Source organism: Paenibacillus sp. JT31N11 (assembly GCF_056269285.1).
Genome location: NZ_JBWDNQ010000004.1, coordinates 454719 through 471860, shown reverse-complemented (window position 1 = coordinate 471860; position 17142 = coordinate 454719). Strand labels below are relative to the sequence as shown.

Annotated in this window: 13 protein-coding genes and 1 pseudogene; 8 read left to right on the top strand and 6 right to left on the bottom strand. The window is 50.8% G+C overall.

What is annotated here, in order from left to right:
* Nucleotides 1–138: 138 nt before the first annotated feature.
* Nucleotides 139–1521, bottom strand: coding sequence for a response regulator transcription factor (locus tag AC0YNV_RS17960; RefSeq protein ID WP_475769255.1), 1383 nt, complete (start codon nt 1519–1521; stop codon nt 139–141).
* Between the two features lie 86 nt (nt 1522–1607).
* Between AC0YNV_RS17960 and AC0YNV_RS17955 the strand changes: the two genes are divergently transcribed.
* The gene (locus AC0YNV_RS17955; RefSeq protein ID WP_475769254.1) at nt 1608–2399 is read left to right on the top strand and encodes a cache domain-containing protein; all 792 of its coding nucleotides are present in this window, start codon (nt 1608–1610) and stop codon (nt 2397–2399) included.
* Nucleotides 2400–2575: 176 nt separating this feature from the next.
* Entirely contained in the window at nt 2576–3421 is an 846-nt protein-coding gene (locus AC0YNV_RS17950) for a sensor histidine kinase (protein WP_475769253.1), read from the top strand.
* A 191-nt stretch (nt 3422–3612) separates the two neighbouring features.
* On the opposite strand, the gene AC0YNV_RS17945 is transcribed toward AC0YNV_RS17950, so the two are convergent.
* The 4 genes from AC0YNV_RS17945 to sigJ all read right to left on the bottom strand — a co-directional run bounded on the left by AC0YNV_RS17945 (nt 3613) and on the right by sigJ (nt 8878).
* A complete protein-coding gene (locus tag AC0YNV_RS17945; protein WP_475769252.1) occupies nt 3613–4683 on the bottom strand; it encodes an ABC transporter substrate-binding protein in 1071 nt (356 codons plus the stop codon).
* Between the two features lie 132 nt (nt 4684–4815).
* Nucleotides 4816–5916 carry an ABC transporter substrate-binding protein gene (locus tag AC0YNV_RS17940; protein ID WP_475769251.1) on the bottom strand — a complete coding sequence of 367 codons (1101 nt, stop codon included), beginning with the start codon at nt 5914–5916 and terminating at the stop codon, nt 4816–4818.
* A gap of 204 nt (nt 5917–6120) precedes the next feature.
* Complete coding sequence (locus AC0YNV_RS17935; RefSeq protein WP_475769250.1) at nt 6121–7764, bottom strand: AraC family transcriptional regulator; 1644 nt, start codon at nt 7762–7764, stop codon at nt 6121–6123.
* A gap of 250 nt (nt 7765–8014) precedes the next feature.
* Nucleotides 8015–8878 carry an RNA polymerase sigma factor SigJ gene (gene sigJ / locus AC0YNV_RS17930; protein WP_475769249.1) on the bottom strand — a complete coding sequence of 288 codons (864 nt, stop codon included), beginning with the start codon at nt 8876–8878 and terminating at the stop codon, nt 8015–8017.
* 550 nt (nt 8879–9428) lie between these two features.
* On the opposite strand from sigJ, the pseudogene AC0YNV_RS17925 reads away from it, so the two are divergent.
* From AC0YNV_RS17925 to AC0YNV_RS17900, 6 genes and pseudogenes are all read left to right on the top strand, one after another.
* Nucleotides 9429–10754 (top strand): annotated as a pseudogene (locus AC0YNV_RS17925) (spore germination protein); the annotation flags it as partial.
* The gene (locus tag AC0YNV_RS17920) at nt 10751–11914 is read left to right on the top strand and encodes a Ger(x)C family spore germination protein (RefSeq protein ID WP_475769248.1); all 1164 of its coding nucleotides are present in this window, start codon (nt 10751–10753) and stop codon (nt 11912–11914) included. The pseudogene AC0YNV_RS17925 and the gene AC0YNV_RS17920, both read left to right, overlap by 4 nt.
* Before the next feature lie 26 nt (nt 11915–11940).
* Entirely contained in the window at nt 11941–13035 is a 1095-nt protein-coding gene (locus AC0YNV_RS17915; protein WP_475769247.1) for a GerAB/ArcD/ProY family transporter, read from the top strand.
* A gap of 217 nt (nt 13036–13252) precedes the next feature.
* Nucleotides 13253–13732, top strand: a complete 480-nt coding sequence (locus tag AC0YNV_RS17910) for a carboxymuconolactone decarboxylase family protein (RefSeq protein WP_475769246.1) — start codon at nt 13253–13255, stop codon at nt 13730–13732.
* A gap of 67 nt (nt 13733–13799) precedes the next feature.
* Nucleotides 13800–14555: an SDR family oxidoreductase gene (locus AC0YNV_RS17905; RefSeq protein ID WP_475769245.1), complete on the top strand. Its 756-nt coding sequence runs from the start codon at nt 13800–13802 to the stop codon at nt 14553–14555.
* A gap of 462 nt (nt 14556–15017) precedes the next feature.
* Nucleotides 15018–15779, top strand: coding sequence for an SDR family oxidoreductase (locus AC0YNV_RS17900; protein ID WP_475769244.1), 762 nt, complete (start codon nt 15018–15020; stop codon nt 15777–15779).
* 210 nt (nt 15780–15989) lie between these two features.
* On the opposite strand, the gene AC0YNV_RS17895 is transcribed toward AC0YNV_RS17900, so the two are convergent.
* Nucleotides 15990–17018, bottom strand: a complete 1029-nt coding sequence (locus AC0YNV_RS17895) for an S-layer homology domain-containing protein (RefSeq protein ID WP_475769243.1) — start codon at nt 17016–17018, stop codon at nt 15990–15992.
* Nucleotides 17019–17142 lie beyond the last annotated feature (124 nt).

Here is a 17142-nt window from a genome sequence, read left to right as displayed (position 1 = left end):
TAGCTTACTTTTCTGATCAATTAACTTGGTTTAGCAGCCGTACGGGTCTACGTCTTCCGCTTGATCTTCCTCCTATGATTATAGATGCATGCGAGGGCTGATAACATCGGGAATTATTTAGCGCTGCAGGTGAATTTTTTAGCGGGGCTTGCCGGAACTGCCATGATGCTTGCGGTATTCTCCCGGCGTCATGCCAAAAGCCCGTTTGAACAAATGGCTGAAATGCCGCAAATCCGCATATCCGACAGCCGCAGCTACTGCCGCCACGGAATCGTTCCGGTTCAGCAGCAGGAATCTGGCCCTGTTCATCCGCTGGTCCACCATATAGCGGACAAAATTGACGCCGATGCGCTGCTTGAACAGTCTGCTGAACGTAACGGGATGAATGCCTGCGCGGGCAGCCGCTTCCTCAAGCGACAAGCCCGGGCTTTCCCCGTCCTCCAACAGCTGAATGATCTCCTCCCACGTGGCAGCTCGTGATCCGCTCTCCGACTTGCCCGGGGGCAGATATTCCAGCAGCGTTTCGCGCAGCCAGGCACGCAGCTCCGGCCAGGCACGCTTGAGCGCTATGTCAGCCGCCCGGTCCCGGACCGGTATCGCATAAGGCGTTTCCGCCGCTTCTCCCAGCAGGCCTTCGTCCAGCAAAGACAGCAGCTTCGCGCATTCCCGCCTTAACAGCTCGACTCGAAGACCCTCCAGGGCATTCAGCCATAAGTCGGCCGATCGCTCCAGCTGCTCCTTGTTCGCTTCCTTCACCGCATACAGAATCTGCCGACGGGCCTGGTTTGCTTCCGGTGACACCTCCTTCACAGGATTTACGGCCAGATCCGGCTGTACGCCAAAGAAAATCTTCGTCTCCCAGCTGGAATATTCAGCCGACCATATCTCCGGGAATTCCTCCGCCCGAAAGAAGACAGCTCCTGACGGATTAGATGCCGAAGGAACGATAACCGCCTCGCCAAACTCGAAGGCAATCGTCCCGATAGGGGATTCTCCCCCGCTTGGACCAACAGCTTCCCCGCCTCCCGCCGACTCGCGGAATTGTATGGTTTTGCCGACACGCTCATCGAACCAGAGCGACAGATTGCCGCCATGAAAAACAGGAGAGACCGCAGAATGCCTCAGCAGCCGGCCAAGCTGCTCCGCAAATCGTCCAAACATACTTTCGTATACCTGACTGGCCAGCCGCCTCATCTGCCCCCGGTCAGCCGGTTTGAGCATATAATCGAGAGCGCCCCCCTGGAGCGCGGCCCGCGCATATTCGAAATCCCCGTACCCTGTCAGCACAATGACTTCCGTTCGTGGTCTGAAGCGTTTCACCGCCTGCAAGATCGCCAGTCCATCCAGCTCCGGCATACGGATATCGACAAACAGAAGATCAGGCTGCACGGCGAATATCTTGTCCAGCGCGCTTTGTCCAAATCCGACATCGAACACCTCTGCATAAGGATGGCAATCCCGAAGCTTATGAATAATGCCTTCCCGCACCTGTTTCTCGTCATCAACCACGCAAATTCTCATGAAAGACCCTTCTTTCGCTGAAAAATTCATGTACAATTACATTATCCAGAGTAATACAATCGTTTTAGTCGGAGGTTAAGAAAGCTATGCATCCAATTCTGAAGCTTCATAAAAATAAATTCCGCCTTTCCCTAAAATTCAAGCTGCTCGGCGTGCTCATTCCCATCTCGATTTTGCCGATTCTTCTGGCCAGCTTCGGGTGGTATGAGACGATGATACGCTCAAGCATGAATCATTCCGCCGACATTACCTCCCAGTACACACAGCTGGTGGCAGAAAACATTTCCCAATATACCGGCGACATCAGCCAGGCGCTCGATCCTTTGCTGATCGATCTTAATTTTCAGAAATTTATAAAAACGCCCAAAGCCGACATGGTTTCGCAAGCCCGCTATGCCCTTGAGTTCAGGCCCCTCCTGCAAAGCTTCATGCAATCACATAAAGAGCTGCTCGGTGTTCTCTATATGGATTTGCACGGAAAGATACTCTACCAATCTTATCAGAGAAGTATGAATTATATCTATCCTTTTGAAAACGATCCTTTTTTCGCACACATTTCCGAGGTTCGCAAAACTGTGCTGAGTACCGCCCATACGACCCGCTATGTGCTGGGCCAGCAAGAAGAGAGCCTTTCGATTATCCGTCCGGTTATCGACTTATCGAATGGACAAATCTACGCCTGGTTGATTGCAGACATACGCGCAGACTATTTCCGGCAATTGATGAAAGGCGCCTCTCCCGACAAAGACGGGCAGATTCTGCTTTACCATCCGCTCAGCGGAGCGACCGTAACCAACCAGAAGATGGATGATAAACTGCTGAAGCATCTACGCGGAGCCGTTGCGCGTAACAATCCGGCGGACCGGAATTTACGCTAACTTCACAGCATGTATCTTATCAGGCCGTTCTGGAGGATCTGGACTTCGGCGATTGGAAGCTGATTTGGGTCACGCCGCTGGATGCGATCTCAAGCGGCGTAAGGCAGTCGCTTCAATGGACTCTGCTCATCGCGGTTTCCGCGCTCCTGCTCTGCTGCCTAATCGCTTTCCCGACCATGCGTATTGTCCTGAAACCGATGGACAGGCTGGTTGGCGGCATGCGCAATTTATCCCGGGGCAAATATGAGCCGGTGGCCCAGCCCGCAGGCAAAGATGAAATCAGCTTTCTCGTTAAAACCTACAATCAGATGCTGGTTGAATTGGAACAGATGGAGCGCGAGGTTTATCAGGCGCAGCTGAAGGAAAGGGAGAAAGAGGTGCTTCAGCTGCAGGCGCAGACCAACCCGCATTTTTTCTTCAACATGCTGGAGACCATCGAGTCGTACGCCATCCTTAACAATGGAAACGCCGTGAGCGACATGGTTCAGAGCGTGTCGAGAATGATGCGCTACAATGTCCGCAACGACGCGGGCTGGGCACCTTTGAGCGAAGAAATGGCCTTTATCCGGGATTTCCTTAACATTCACCGCCACCGCAACGGGCTTTCGATCGAGACGGAATGGGATATAGATCCCTCGCTGCTGGATCTGCCAATCATGCGGCTCAGCATTCAACCGTTCGTGGAAAATGCGTTAAAATACGGCTGGAGCCCGGCCTTGTCCGAGGGGGAGTTCAAACTGAAGATCACCATTGAGCGGATGGGATCTGCCATCCGGTTCCTGATTCTCAATACGGGGATCGGCATTGACCCCAAAGTGCTGGAGATGATCAGACAATTACTCGAACAGGGTGTCGACGGAGCCTCTCCTTACTTTAAACAGCACACCGGGATCTATAATGTATACCGCAGGCTGGTTCTGGTATACGGATCTCGAGTGCGAGTACGCTTCTTCAGCGGAACACCGGGCGGAACGAAGGTGGACATTATGATTGCCGACGAAGCAGGGGCGTCAGGTTCTTGATCGCCCGACAACCAGAAGCTTATTACAATAATCAAGAAGAAACGTCTGCCCCCGTCCTTTGGCGGCTCAGCAAGTTTCTTCTCTCAGACCTTATAGAAATGGATAAATGTGAACCCTATCATTCTATAAGGTTAAAAAAAGCCGCGATTTCCGCGACTTTTGATGTAATCATGTTTAATCAGGCCTGCCTCTCATTTCTTTTTCTGGAATTTTTTCAGGAGCAGTTGAACCTGCGCTTCCATTTGTTTCTCGATAGACAGGGGATCGCCGGGAAGAAAGTCATTGACATTGACCTGGATGATCCGGTCTTCGGTGACGGCAGACAAGCTTCGCCAAACCGGCGCATTTTTGAAATCAGCTTCAAGCCCGGCGTTATCGCCATCCTGCCAATCGTACACGGACAAAAAGACATAATCGCCAATATATTCAGGCAGCGTTTCAAGCGACACTTTCAGATAGGACGGCTCCTTGTCCATAACCGCCTCATGCACCTTCGCCGGTGCTTTCAACTGCAGCGAATTATAGAGGCTGAAGGTCCCCCGGCCAAAGAGGTTTCCAAAAATCATAATTTCCGACTTCGGCCACGCCTCCATCACCGTAAATGTCACATCCGGACCGATCACGCCGGCCAACTGTTCACGGTATTGCGCGGCTTTCTCCTCGTACAGTGCGATCCACTCTTCCGCTTTTTCCGGCACTCCGGCGATATCGGCAATTTCCCTCAATTGCTCGAACATCGTTTTGGAGCCATAGCTTAATACGACGGTAGGAGCAATTTTGGAGTATTCATCGTAATTTTTAAGTTCATCAACGGCGTTTTGCTGCAGAATGATCAGATCCGGATTCAGGCTGAGCGCTCTCTCCAAGGATAGCGTGTTGCCCAAGTCTTCCACTCCAGCGGACAACCCCAGCGGTTTCAGGAACGACGAATCCTCGAATTGACTCAATTGATTGGAGGTCGCCCCTATCGGCTTAACTCCTACAGCCAGCAGATGCCCCATAAACTGATTGACAAGAATCCGCTGCGGGTGCGTCGGGATCGTGACTTCACGTCCTTCATAATCCCGGAACACCCGGGTTTGCGTCTCTGCCGACGGCGAAGCGTCAGTCGTTGATGCCTGTCCGCTGCCCTCGGAGGTGGAGGCCGACTCCGGGCTTGAGCCGGATGATTCTTCGGTCGAATTCGCGCCGCAAGCGGCCAGCAGCATGGTTAGCAGTAGAGTCAATGCTATCGTTGAGATGAATTTGCGATTCAGGTTCATGGTTTTTTTCCTACTCTCCTATGATGACAATAATGGATCAGCAAACAGCATGGCAGCTCGTCCATATGAACGGACCTATCCGACAGTATATTCTCGGCCTTGGCCTTCTTGTTAAAAGATGCAAGTGTCCCGTTATTGCTTGCCCCTGATCGCGGCTGTCACATCGTCGATTTTCATGCTGTCGGCGATAGGACCGCTGAGCATCCAGTATCTCGCGGATAATTTGTACACATGGTTTTGCTTCACGGCAGGAATCGCTTTCCAGACCTGCAGATTCTCCACTTCCGTTATGGTATCCATCGCCTTTTGAAAGTCGTCCGCCAAAGACAAAGACCCTCCTGCGGTGATGAATAAATAATCGGCCGTCAACTCGGGCAGCTTCTCCAGCGACAATGAGATGCCCCATGTATCCTTCGTTGTTTTCTGAAGGTCCACGACGCTGGACGCCGGATCCAAGCCCATGTCATTATACAGCACGCTTCCGTATGCAAAATCCGGAAAGAACAGCTGTGCCTCCTTCTCCGAAGGCCGAACCAGCGCAACCGTCTTGTCCGCTCCGACGGCTTGTACAATCGTTTCCCGCGCCTGCTTTAATTTGTCATCATACGCTTGAATGACCGCTTTCGCTTTGTCATCCCGGTCAAGCGCTTTGTCAATTTCCACGATAGAGATTTTCCATTGATCGCGGTCATAGGCAATTGTAGGCGCGATTTGGGAAAGCTTCTCGTATGCGGCCTGATCGGCAAAACCATTGGCAGCGATAATCAAATCCGGCTGAGCAGCCAATATGGCTTCGTAATTAAGCGCTCCGCCAGCATAAATAACCGGAATGTTCTGCTTTTGCAGCTGCTCGGATAAATAATACCCTTCCATGCCATTCGCCTGCACCAAGGGCACCTCCAGCGACAGCAGCATGTCCTCCAGTCCGATGCTTACAATGCGTTCAGGGTGTGACGGAATTTCCGACTCCCCGTAAACATGCTGAACCGTCTTGAGCGCACTCTCTGCAGGCTTGTCCACTGCCGCAGCGGATTCCGCTGGCGCAGCGCTGCCTGTCTGCTCCTGAGCCCCGCTTGTCCCGGAAGAGGGCTGTCCGCCTGATGTTTGATTGGTATTGCCGCTTCCGCAAGCGGCCAGCATAACAGCAAGCATGAGCAGCAGAATTGAACCGTATGCAGCCTTCCACCGACTATTCCATATCTTGATGTTGCTCTGGCGGTTTCCTGTTCTCAATTCAATAATCCCCTTTATTTGATATTGATAATCATTATCAAATAAAGTATAGATCATCTTCACCTGTTTGTGAATAAACGCCCGTGCTTACTTTGTCATCCCAAATCGCACAATTGTGCAACTGCCGGTCAGTCCAGCAGCAGCTTCGTCCCATACGTCCAATTGGCTTCTTCAAGCTTCAAGCATCAAGCTTTAAGCTTTTGCTCACCCCATTATTTCCCTCAAAGCGCCGGATGCCATTTCCGCCAGCATTCGCCCGTGGCTAAACGCGGAATATTCCCCCCACGGAAACTCAAACCACGGAAAGCCTGGCAGATGGAACACCGCATTCCCGCTTACGGCTGGCAGACAGCGCCACACATCTGTCTGCCGCAAATCCATCCACGTAGCCTGCGATACCGCATCGCCGTTTACACTAATCACTATATTCGCCGGCGCATACGCTCCCAATTCTATTACCGTAATCGCGCGCAGCCAGCTGTTGCCTTTTTTTAGCGGCAGGGGAACCCTGAAATGCAGATCATCATAAAGGACGGTCCCGGCGCGGCGGCCTACGATCAATAATTGACTGCCCGACACCTTCAGAACAAGGGTATCCCGCTCCCTTAAGACAGCGGGTATCGCCTGTCTGGCCCTTTCTGCCCTCTCATCGTATTGGGAAATCCAGCTCTCTGCTTCGCTCGCTTTGTTCGTAAAATCCGCAGCAACCCGCAAATGCCCGCGCCAATCCGTCCCTTCCCAGGGAATAAGCAGTACAGGGGCAATTTCCTCGAGCTTCTTCCTCTCCCCTGCCGGCATATTGTAGTCCAGTGCAACAATGCAGTCCGGGGGGGAGCGGCGCAGCGCCTCCCGGTTGAATTCGTAATCGTGGCTTAGAAGAACCGTGACATCGGCTTGATATTTTTTCCGGTAATAATCATTCCAGTACTGGTCAATCGGCGCCGCGTGCGGAATAATTTGCAGGGGAAGCAATTGACCGATATTGGCCCAGCTGTAAGCGGCGACTTTCCAGGCCCGGTTCCGCAAATAAACAACAGGTGCAAGGCCCACCTGTTTCTTGAACAGGCGGCTGAAATAGGTGGCGTTATGATAGCCTGCCCGATCTGCTATGGCGCGAAGCGAAAGTTTGTTCTTCTCTGCCATTAATCGCTTCGCCTCGTTCATACGCAGCTCGGTGGCGTAATCAACGACGCTTTTTCCATACTTTTCTTTGAATGAACGCATAAAATGATAACGGCTCATCCCCGCCAGCTCAGCCAATTGATTAACAGGAATGGTTTCGGTAAAACGTGTTTCCAACTCCAGTCTCGCACGTCCCAGCCCTTCAACCTCCTTCTGAAGCATACTGTTCAAGGTCATGCCCAGCAGCTCAAAAAATGCGGCATCGCTGTATAGACGATCCGGCACACTCCCGCTGCTCCAGCCGCGCTCGATGATTTGGCACTTATCGAGGACGGAGGCTGCCGGCACGATATTATACTCGCCCCGGATCGGCAGCGCCTGGCAGACACTCGCTTCGCCTGTCGTCGTTTCCTTTAACGGTTCACGGATTTGTCCCATCATAAAATGCAGCACATAAATGCCGTCATCCGGCTCTTTATCGATCCATTCCACCCGTTGCCCGGGCGAGCAAATAAACACCGAGCCTGGCCGCAGCGAGCAATAGCAGCCGTCAATTACGATGCCGCCGCGGCTGCCTCTTGAGGCAATAAACAGATAATTGTCGTTTTGTTTGGACCCGGCCCCGATCTTCTTCGCTTTTTCGGTAATCCGTTCAATCCCTCTCAGCTTTAACCATATGCTATCAAGAGAACTGGCGACCGCTTGGTCAAGTTCTGTCTCCTTCATAAGAAATTCACTGCTCCTGTCTATTCCTGCCGTCCGGGACCACCAACTTTCCGCCCCAATAACGATCCCTATGCGAATATTACACTATTCATAGTAATTGATAATGGTTCTCATCGTCAATTACCAATGAAAGCGAAGGGCCGGCCCGCGGCGTTTACATGAAAACAGCGGCAGATCAGGACGAAATAGTCCCAGTCTGCCGCTGCCAGTTTCAACCTTGTTCGAATCAGCTGCAATATTGCAGATATCTTCATTTTCCTACATGCTTCAGTTTATCGGGATTTCGGACAAAGTATATATTGCGAATCAAATTCCCCTCGACGTGAAGCATCCCTACCGTATGAATGCCATCACTTGAACGAATAATAATGGCGGGTTGTCCATTAATTTGCCCCATATCCATAACCGCTTCGCCTCCAATAATAGAAGCCTGGCGTACCGGACCGAGAAGAAAAGCCGCAACAGGATCCCGCTTTTCAATCGGATCGACAGCGGCGTGCACTTTGCCTCCTCCATCGGAAACAAATACAACGTCCGGATCAAGCATAGATAAGACTTGATTCATGTTGCCCTGTTTGAGTGCTGCCAGGAAGCCGTGAACCCATTCCTCGGTTGCCGCTTCGGGATGGACGGGCTCTTCGGAAATAATCCCCATCTTGGCACTCGCACGGCTGAACAGCTTGCGGCAATTTGCATCGCTTTTTTCAATAAGCTCGGCAATCTCGTGATAATCAAAGCCAAGCGCCTCACGGAGGACAAACACTACCCGCTCCGATGGCGTGAGCCGCTCCAGCATAACAAGCATGGCATAAGACAAGAGATCGTCGCGGACGACCGATTCCATAAAATCATCATCCGAACTAAGAAAAGGCTCCGGAAGCCACTCTCCAAAATATTCCTCCCGTTTCTTTCGTGCCGATTTATATAGATCCCGACAGCGATTCGTGACCATTTTGCAAAGATAAGCTTTCGGTTCAGCCAGCCTCTCCGGCGGTACATCATATGCTTTTAGAAAAACGTCCTGAACAACATCCTCCGCATCGGAAACCGATCCGGTCAGTTGATAGGCGAGCTTAAACAACAGCCCTTTATACTGCTTATACAGCTCCTGCATCCATCCACTTCCTTCCCCATCTCTTAAGTCCTGTGAAAATATCTGGCTGCGCATGCGGAAACGTCTTCCGATCGCTGTTGTACCACTGAATTTTTTGATTTTGGAACCCTTTAGCTGTTAAATTCGCGGTACGAAGGCGAACGCTTACGCTTCTACAGACTATTTCCGCCTGCTCCGCCTATTATTAACCAGACTTATAACTCACTTTAATTTTTCGCATAGTTCACCCTAATAATTAAACGAGATAAGAGACTAGTTTGTGACAACTGCAGGCTAGATAGTTTTGCCTCCGGAAGCATGCTAAACATAACATTTCCCTATTTATTGTTAATATGTATCCCTTGTGAAGGATTAAGGAGTGAACCGCAGCCTGCATACGTGCGTTCCGCTTTGTCCATAATTTTCAACAAGTTATATTTATCCACTGGGAGGATCATCCATGAGCACCATAAACAGTAGTCTCGAAATGAATGAAGCCTATCTCAGAGAGCAATTCAATCATTGTTATGACATTGTACTGCGTTAAGATGAAACTGTACTTCTACTTGTTTATCTGGATGGAATGACTCGGATGCAAAGCATAGAGGATAACGTTCTGAAGCCCCTTATTTTCAACGGTTTGCCTCAAGGTATCGATCGGCTGCAGACGCTCTCCGAGATGTTCCGACGCGAATGGCTTCCATTATCCAATGTAAAAACGGACGATTCCCTAGAGGATCTGGTTAATCATATCCTGCAGGGCAGCCTGGGGATACTGGTGGAGGGCGAAGCATCCGCGCTCATCGCTCAGATTCAAGACTATGAGACACGAAGCATTGAAGAGCCGAAGAAGGAATCGACCTTGCGCGGCTCCAAGGAAGGCTTCGTCGAGAATATCCAGACGAACACGTCGTTGATCAGGCGCAGAATTATTCACCCTCATCTGAAAATGGAATCGCAGACCATTGGCAAATACACACAAACCGAAGTTGTTCTTACCTACATAAAAGGACTTGCGGATGAGAAAGTATTGTCGGAAGTAAGAGAAAAGCTTGGGAAAATCGAGTTGGATGGCGTAATCGATTCCGCCTATATCGAAGAATGGCTTGAGAACAGCTCCTTCTCCATCTTCCCGCAAATCCAGAATACGGAGCGGCCGGATATCGTGACCGCATCATTATTGGAGGGGAAGGTGGCTCTCATCACGAACGGAACCCCCTTTGCCCTCATTCTTCCCGTCACCCTCTGGTCAGGGCTTCAATCGGCAGACGACTATTTCGAGAGGTTCGTATTCGTCATTCTGACCCGGCTGATCCGCTACGTCATGACCTTCATTTCATTTGCCTTGCCCGCTGTCTATGTCGCGCTTTCGACCTTTCATCCGGAAATGATTCCAAGCGATCTCATGATCGGTATCGCGACAGCCAGGGAAAGCTCGCCGTTTCCGACCTTCATCGAGGTTTTCATCATGATGTTCATTTTCGATGCCCTGCAGGAAGCCGGCGTCCATCTGCCCAATCAGCTCGGGCCGGTTGTCAGCATTATCGGAGCACTGGTCATTGGACAAGCCGCAGTCGAAGCCGGCATCATATCGACGCCGATCATTATCGTCATTTCCTTGACGGGTATCGCGTCTTACACGATTCCGAGATACAGCGCCACCCTTCCCTTTCGCATTATCCGCTACCTCATATTGTTCATTACCGGTTTGCTCGGCTTCGTCGGCTTTGCGTTCGGCATTATCTTCCTGCTGATCAATCTGGTCATGCTTGAATCCTTTTGTACGCCGTATTTGAGCCCTGTAGCCCCTTTCGACGGCAAACGGATTAAAGATCTGGTTATCCGCTATCCCTTCTGGATCAAAAACGGCCGGAATAAGAAAGGGCGTCAGAGATGAACCGATTCGTTTTCCTGTTGTGCGTCTCTCTCATCTTCCTATTGTCGTCCTCTGGCTGCACGGATATTATCGAACCGAATCAATTGGCTTTCGTCATGGGGACCGCGATCGATCATACAGACGACGGAGGGATCGAAGTCAGTCATCAGATCGTAATCCCCTCTCAGAAGAGCGGCCCGTTCCAGGGAGGAAGCTCCGGCAGCTCGGATAACTTCATCGTCGTATCGGCCACAGGCAAGGATGTTTTCGAAGCCTTTCAGAAAATCCAGAGAAAACTATCCCGCAGAATAATGACGACACATCGTATCCTGATTGCAATAAGCGAAGAGTATTTCAACAAGCACGACGTAAGCGAGTTATTCGATAAATTGAACAGGGACCCCGCGAACAATCTAAGAGATATTACCATTCTGATTAAAGGAGGCCACGCCAGGGATTTCCTTATGCTTAAGCCCCCTATGGAGCATCTCTCCAGTATTGCAGCCGGAAAAGAACTGCAGATCAACGGGATGAACAGCTACTCTTCGAGGCAGTTCATCATCGACAGCCTTTCTGAAGGGATCAGGCCCCTTGTGCCAATCCTCCAAATCGAAAATATCAAGACGGGTACAAAAGAACCGGGTCCGATCGCCGTGCTGTCCGGTTTCGCCGTCTTGAACAAGAAGCTGAAAGTCACAGGATTACTGGACGATGCCGAAGGCTCCGGAGCCGCCTGGATGACGGGGAAAGGAACTTCCCAAGGGGCAACCATTCCATGGAAGGACGGCAGGGGCGTCTTGTCATTTCGATTAACTCATCTTAAACGCCGGATTCAATCCGTTCGCGGCAATGGTCCCACACGCATTATATTAACCGTTAAGGCGCAAGCTTATCTTCTTGAAAACACGACCCCGCTTGACATGTCCGAGGTAAATAATATGATTGCGGTCCAGAAGCACGTTAACGAGCAGCTCCAAAAGGAATTCCAGCTTACGATGGATAAAGTCAAACAATGGGGTTCTGATGTATTCGGCATCGGCGAGCACCTCCATCGCAAATCCCCTTACTGGTGGAATTCGCAAAAAGACGACTGGGACGAAAATTTCAAGAGAATCGACGTTACCATCAGGGCGGATATTCAGCTACGCTCAATCGGAGTGAGCGGCGCGCCGCTAAAATGAATAAGGGCAGGGAGTGGCCACGAAGGATGAAAGTAAGCGGATATCAGATGTTCTGGCTGATCAGTATCTCGTCCATGATCGTGTTTTCCTACCTTCCCATCCGGTTAGCCGCGGAGGAATCCCGACAGGACTGCTGGATTTCCATTCTGCTTGGGGGCTTGATCATGATGGCCGCCACCTGGATCATACTCCGGGTATGCATGCAAAATAAGGACAAAACGTTAATAAATTTCGTGAAAGACCTCTTAGGTACCGTGCTCGGTAAGATAATCGTCGTGGTTTATTTCTTCCTTTGGTTCATGCAGATGAACATCATCGCAAAAGGAACAGTAGAATTTCAAAATTTGGTTATGCTCCATAACACACCGATGATCCTCATCCTGCTGTGTTTATTGTTTCTCGTTACTTATGCCGTATATAGAGGGGGGATAACGGCTATTAGCCGCTGCGCCGAGATCATTGGCCCCATTTTCGTCTTTATGTTATTCGCGCAGCTGTTCCTGAATCCCCATGATATGGATATGAAGAGAATTTTGCCTATCTACGCAGACTCGGGCTGGTTTCACATTCTTAAGGGCACTTTATATTCGTTCAACTATATGATAGATCCTTCGATCATTCTCATGCTGTTCTTTTTCGCCGAGAACAAGAAAACCGCCTCGCGTGCGATTCTGTGGGGAACGGCGGTTGCTATGGTATGGGGCGTACTAACCACACTGGTGCTTCTGTTCGTAGTCGGGCCAAACATGGCCGCTCAATTGGTGACTCCTGTATATTCTCTCACGAAGTATGTATCCATCCTCAATTTCGTTCAGAATATCGATGCTTTTTTCATCCCGCTTTGGCTGTTTGGCGCCTTTATTAAATTATCGGTGTGCTTGTTCATCCTTAGCTACGGGTTATCCGAATGGACCGGCTTCAAGAATTGGAAGCTTATCGCCTGCCTGACAACTTTTATCTGGCTGATGTTCGTGATCTACAGCACGCACCATATCCGGATGTCGTATACGCTTAAGAATTTTTTTCTGATCGGGTACTTTTACCCCTTCGTCTACATTGTCATTCCCTTGATTTTATGGATGATCGGCAGTTTGCGGCAGCGCCGTAAAGCATCAACATAATCTGACCGGTTTCAAATTGGCAGCGTCTGCTCCATTGTCACAGAATCAATCGCAGCGTCGTTATATGTACGATGGCAAAAACGCGGGTGGAGGTGACAGCACCATGAATGTAACAGCGGCTCTATGATTGTTTCATTACTTCTGCTGGCACGAGCTAAGAACACGAAGAAGACTGGTCTTATCACGAAAACTAAAACAGTAAAGAGAGGTACATTCAATGACACAACGTCTAAACTATATGCAGCAATCGCCGGAGCTTTTTAAAAAGCTGATGGAATTCAGCAACGCCGAAAACAATAGCGCAATTGAAGAGAAGATTCTCGATCTCGTTCATATCAGGGCTTCGCAAATCAATGGGTGCGGATTCTGCCTGGACATGCATGTCAAACAGGCCAAGATCCATGGCGAGACCGAGCTTCGTCTCTATCACCTCCCGATTTGGCGGGAATCGACTCTTTTTATTCCCCGCGAACGGGCCGCACTGGCATGGACCGAGATCCTGACCAAACTGCCCGAGCACGGTGTGCCTGACGATGTCTATAACCGCGTTCGCGAGCAGTTGTCTGAAAAAGAAATCTCCGACCTGACCTTCTCGGTCATGGCGATCAATGCCTGGAACCGCATAAACATCGCCTTCAAGAACGTGCCGGGTTCGGCTGACGCGGCATTTGGATTAACTAAAGCAGGACTGAGCTAATCTCTTGCAATAACAAATTTAAACATCACGAGCTCCGGCTTCCGGGCTGCTAACTAGGAGGATCAACATGAAAATTGTGGTTATTGGCGGAAGTGGGCTTATTGGAACAAAGCTCGTAAACAACCTTCATGGCCTTGGCCATGAGGTAGTGGCGGCATCGCCTTCCCTGGGCGTCAACACCATCACTGGCGAGGGGCTGGCTGAAGCGCTTAGCGGTGCCCAGGTTGTCGTCGACGTGGCGAATTCGCCTTCGTTCGAGGACAAGGCAGTTATGGAGTTCTTCGAGATGTCAGGTCGAAACCTCTTTGCTGCTGAAGCGGCCGCTGGAGTGAGACATCACGTTGCGCTCTCGGTCGTCGGCACCGACCGACTTCTCCAGAGCGGTTATTTCCGCGCGAAGATGGCCCAGGAAGATTTGATCAAGGCTTCAAAGATTCCCTATACAATCGTTCGTGCGACACAGTTCTTCGAGTTCGTCAACAGCATCGCCTATACAGCCACCGAAGGGCAAAGCGTTCGCTTGCCGTCTGTATTTGTGCAGCCCATCGTTTCGGATGACGTTGCTGCCGCGCTGGTCGACTTCACACTCGGGGCGCCAGTGAACGGCATTGTTGAGGTCGCTGGTCCAGAACGGATGCGTCTCGACGAACTCGTCCGTCAATTCCTGAGCGCAACGCAGGACACACGTCAGGTGGTCGCAGACGACAACGCGCGATACTTCGGTGCAGCGCTGAACGATCAATCTCTGGTCCCGGGCGAAAACCCGCGCATCACCGCGACGCGTTTCGAGGATTGGCTCAGCCAGTCCACATCTCAAAGGTAATTTGGCACGGCGGGGTCGACACCCGTAGTTCCTTCATACCGAAACGCTAACAGGAATCGGCATCGGATACGAAACTTTGTACTCCAATACGCATCAATACGCATCGCCACAAAGAACCCTGAGAAGGACTCTTTGTGGCGATGCGTATTTGGTACGCCAAATCTTCAAGATTAATAATGCCAAGATCAATATTTTCCATACGCTGCAATCTGCCCTCCAATTCGGTCCATTGTCCCATTGGGATAATGCATCTAGCTTATTTTCCAATTCAAATATGGATTCCACTGTTATTTTCCTCCTTAGATCGTTACAATAAGTTAGGTTGAATTTAGCCCCTCTCTGTGTAGGCATCCCTCCTCGACCCAATTTCCCTACGTTGTTATTTCACAGAAACAGGTCAAAATCGTTGGTTTACAGCGCTTAGTTATGAAGTGAAGAAAATAATGGAGAAGAGGAACTATAATGAAACTCTCAGGAAATACAATACTTATTACAGGCGGAAGTTCTGGAATAGGATTAGCTTTTGCAGAGCGCTTTATAAAAGCCGGAAATAAAGTCATTGTCTCTGGACGACGTGAAAATGTACTACAAACTGCGAAAGAAAAGTTCCCTAGCCTTATTACTCGTGTAAGTGATTTGGATATTGAATCCGAGCGTGTCGCGTTGTTTGATTGGGTAACAGCGAATTATCCAGAAGTGAATGTGTTAGTTAACAATGCAGGGATCCAACAACGCTTTAATGTGTTAAAAACAGATGCGAAGAACAATTGGAATTATTTCAGCAAAGAGATCACAACTAACATTGAAGCACCTTTCCATCTATCTATGCTGTTCGCTCCATTTTTTGCAGCAAAAGAAGCGGGGACTATCCTTAACGTCACATCCGGGCTAGCTTTTACGCCGTTTGCGATCGCCCCGATCTATTCAGCGACGAAAGCGGCGCTTCATTCCTTTACCATGAGTCTAAGACTTCAACTTTCCGATACGTCTGTAGAAATTATCGAAGTTGCTCCCCCGGCAGTGAATACGAATTTAGGCGGAACGGGGCTGCATACGCACGGAGAACCTTTAGATGCCTTCGCGGATGGAATTTTCAAAGGATTAGAAGAGGGGAAACAGGAAATTGGATATGGGACTTCAGTGGACCGGTTGCGCATGTCACGAGATGAAATCGACGAATACGCAGAAAATATTTATAAGGCAACGAAAAACACCATTGACTAACTACGCTTACGAAAAGGGTCTGCTTGTGCAGGTTAAACAAAATGACTGTTGTTCTGACTTCATATTGGCATCTATAGAAGCAAAACTCGCCGCAGATGTCCGACATTGAAATTTCGTGAAATATACCGCAATTTCATCAAAAACAGCCTGAATACCGTAAGGGCCGCCCCTGTCCCGGTTGGACATGAGCGGCCCTGTTGGAGTCCGAATTTATGGTTGCTGCAGCAGAATTCGATAAAGAATGACCGCCGTTTCGGCGCGGTTCGTGACTTTAGTCGGCTCGATGCCCAGGGAACCGCCCTTCACGATACCCGCCTTCACCAGTGCGGCAACGGACAGTTTGGCATAGTCGGCGATACGGTCTTTATCGGCAAAGCCGTCCAGATCCGACCCGGCCGGCTGCGGAAGCTCCCTTCCGAGCGCCCGCAGCGTGCGGTCGATAAGCACCATCATGTCCTGCCGCGACACCGCCGCCTCGGGCTTGAAACCTGCTCCATCTCCTGTGGCGATGCCGAGCGCTTTGGCTGCAGCAATCGCTTCATAGTAGTATTTGCCTTTCGGGACATCGGCAAAGTTGCCCCCGTCCGCCTGCGGCTTGAGGCCGAATGCCCGCACGAGCATCAGCATCAGATCGCCGCGCTTCACCGGACGGGCGGGCTCGTACTTGCCGTTGCCCGTTCCGCTTACGATGCCCTTGGCAGCTAAATAACCGATCGCCTCCGCGGCCCAGGACCAGTTGGCTCCGACATCGACGAAAGCGGTCGCCGCGCCGATGCTCAACGTCGACCGGGCATCCGGTTGCAGGGTGGTCATGTTCAGCTTCGAATCGACCAGCTTCAGTTCCTTGATGGCGACGTTAGCCTCGCCTGTTCCGACCGCCTCGAACGAAAGCGTTGCCAATGTCGCGCTGCCGCCAACTCCTGCCGTCTTGCCGATCTTCGTATGTGCGAAGCGAACCTGGCCGGCACTCAGAATCGGGTCGGTCGACATCCCCGGGATACTGCTTGAAGCCTCCTTGAAGCGCAGCTTGGCGGGATCGTAGCTAAGCGTAACGTCGAAAGCATAGACGTCGGCAAGCTCCCGCCCCTGCAGAGCAATCCGGACGACTTGGCCGACGGCCGAAGCTGTCGGACTCGCCGCCAGGGCATAGACCGGAGCCGCCGCCGCCCGTGCATGCGCAAGCCCCTGAGCGCCGAGCAGCAGGCTAATGAGAAAACCAAAAAACAGTTTGCGAGGCATTGAGAATGCACTTCCTTTCCTTATCTGTTTCACCAAGGTGAAACGGCTATCGCTGTCCTTAGACGGCGGGGCGCGTTTCATTCCGGAAAATACATTAAAGCGTGGTTATAGGGCGAAGCCTGTT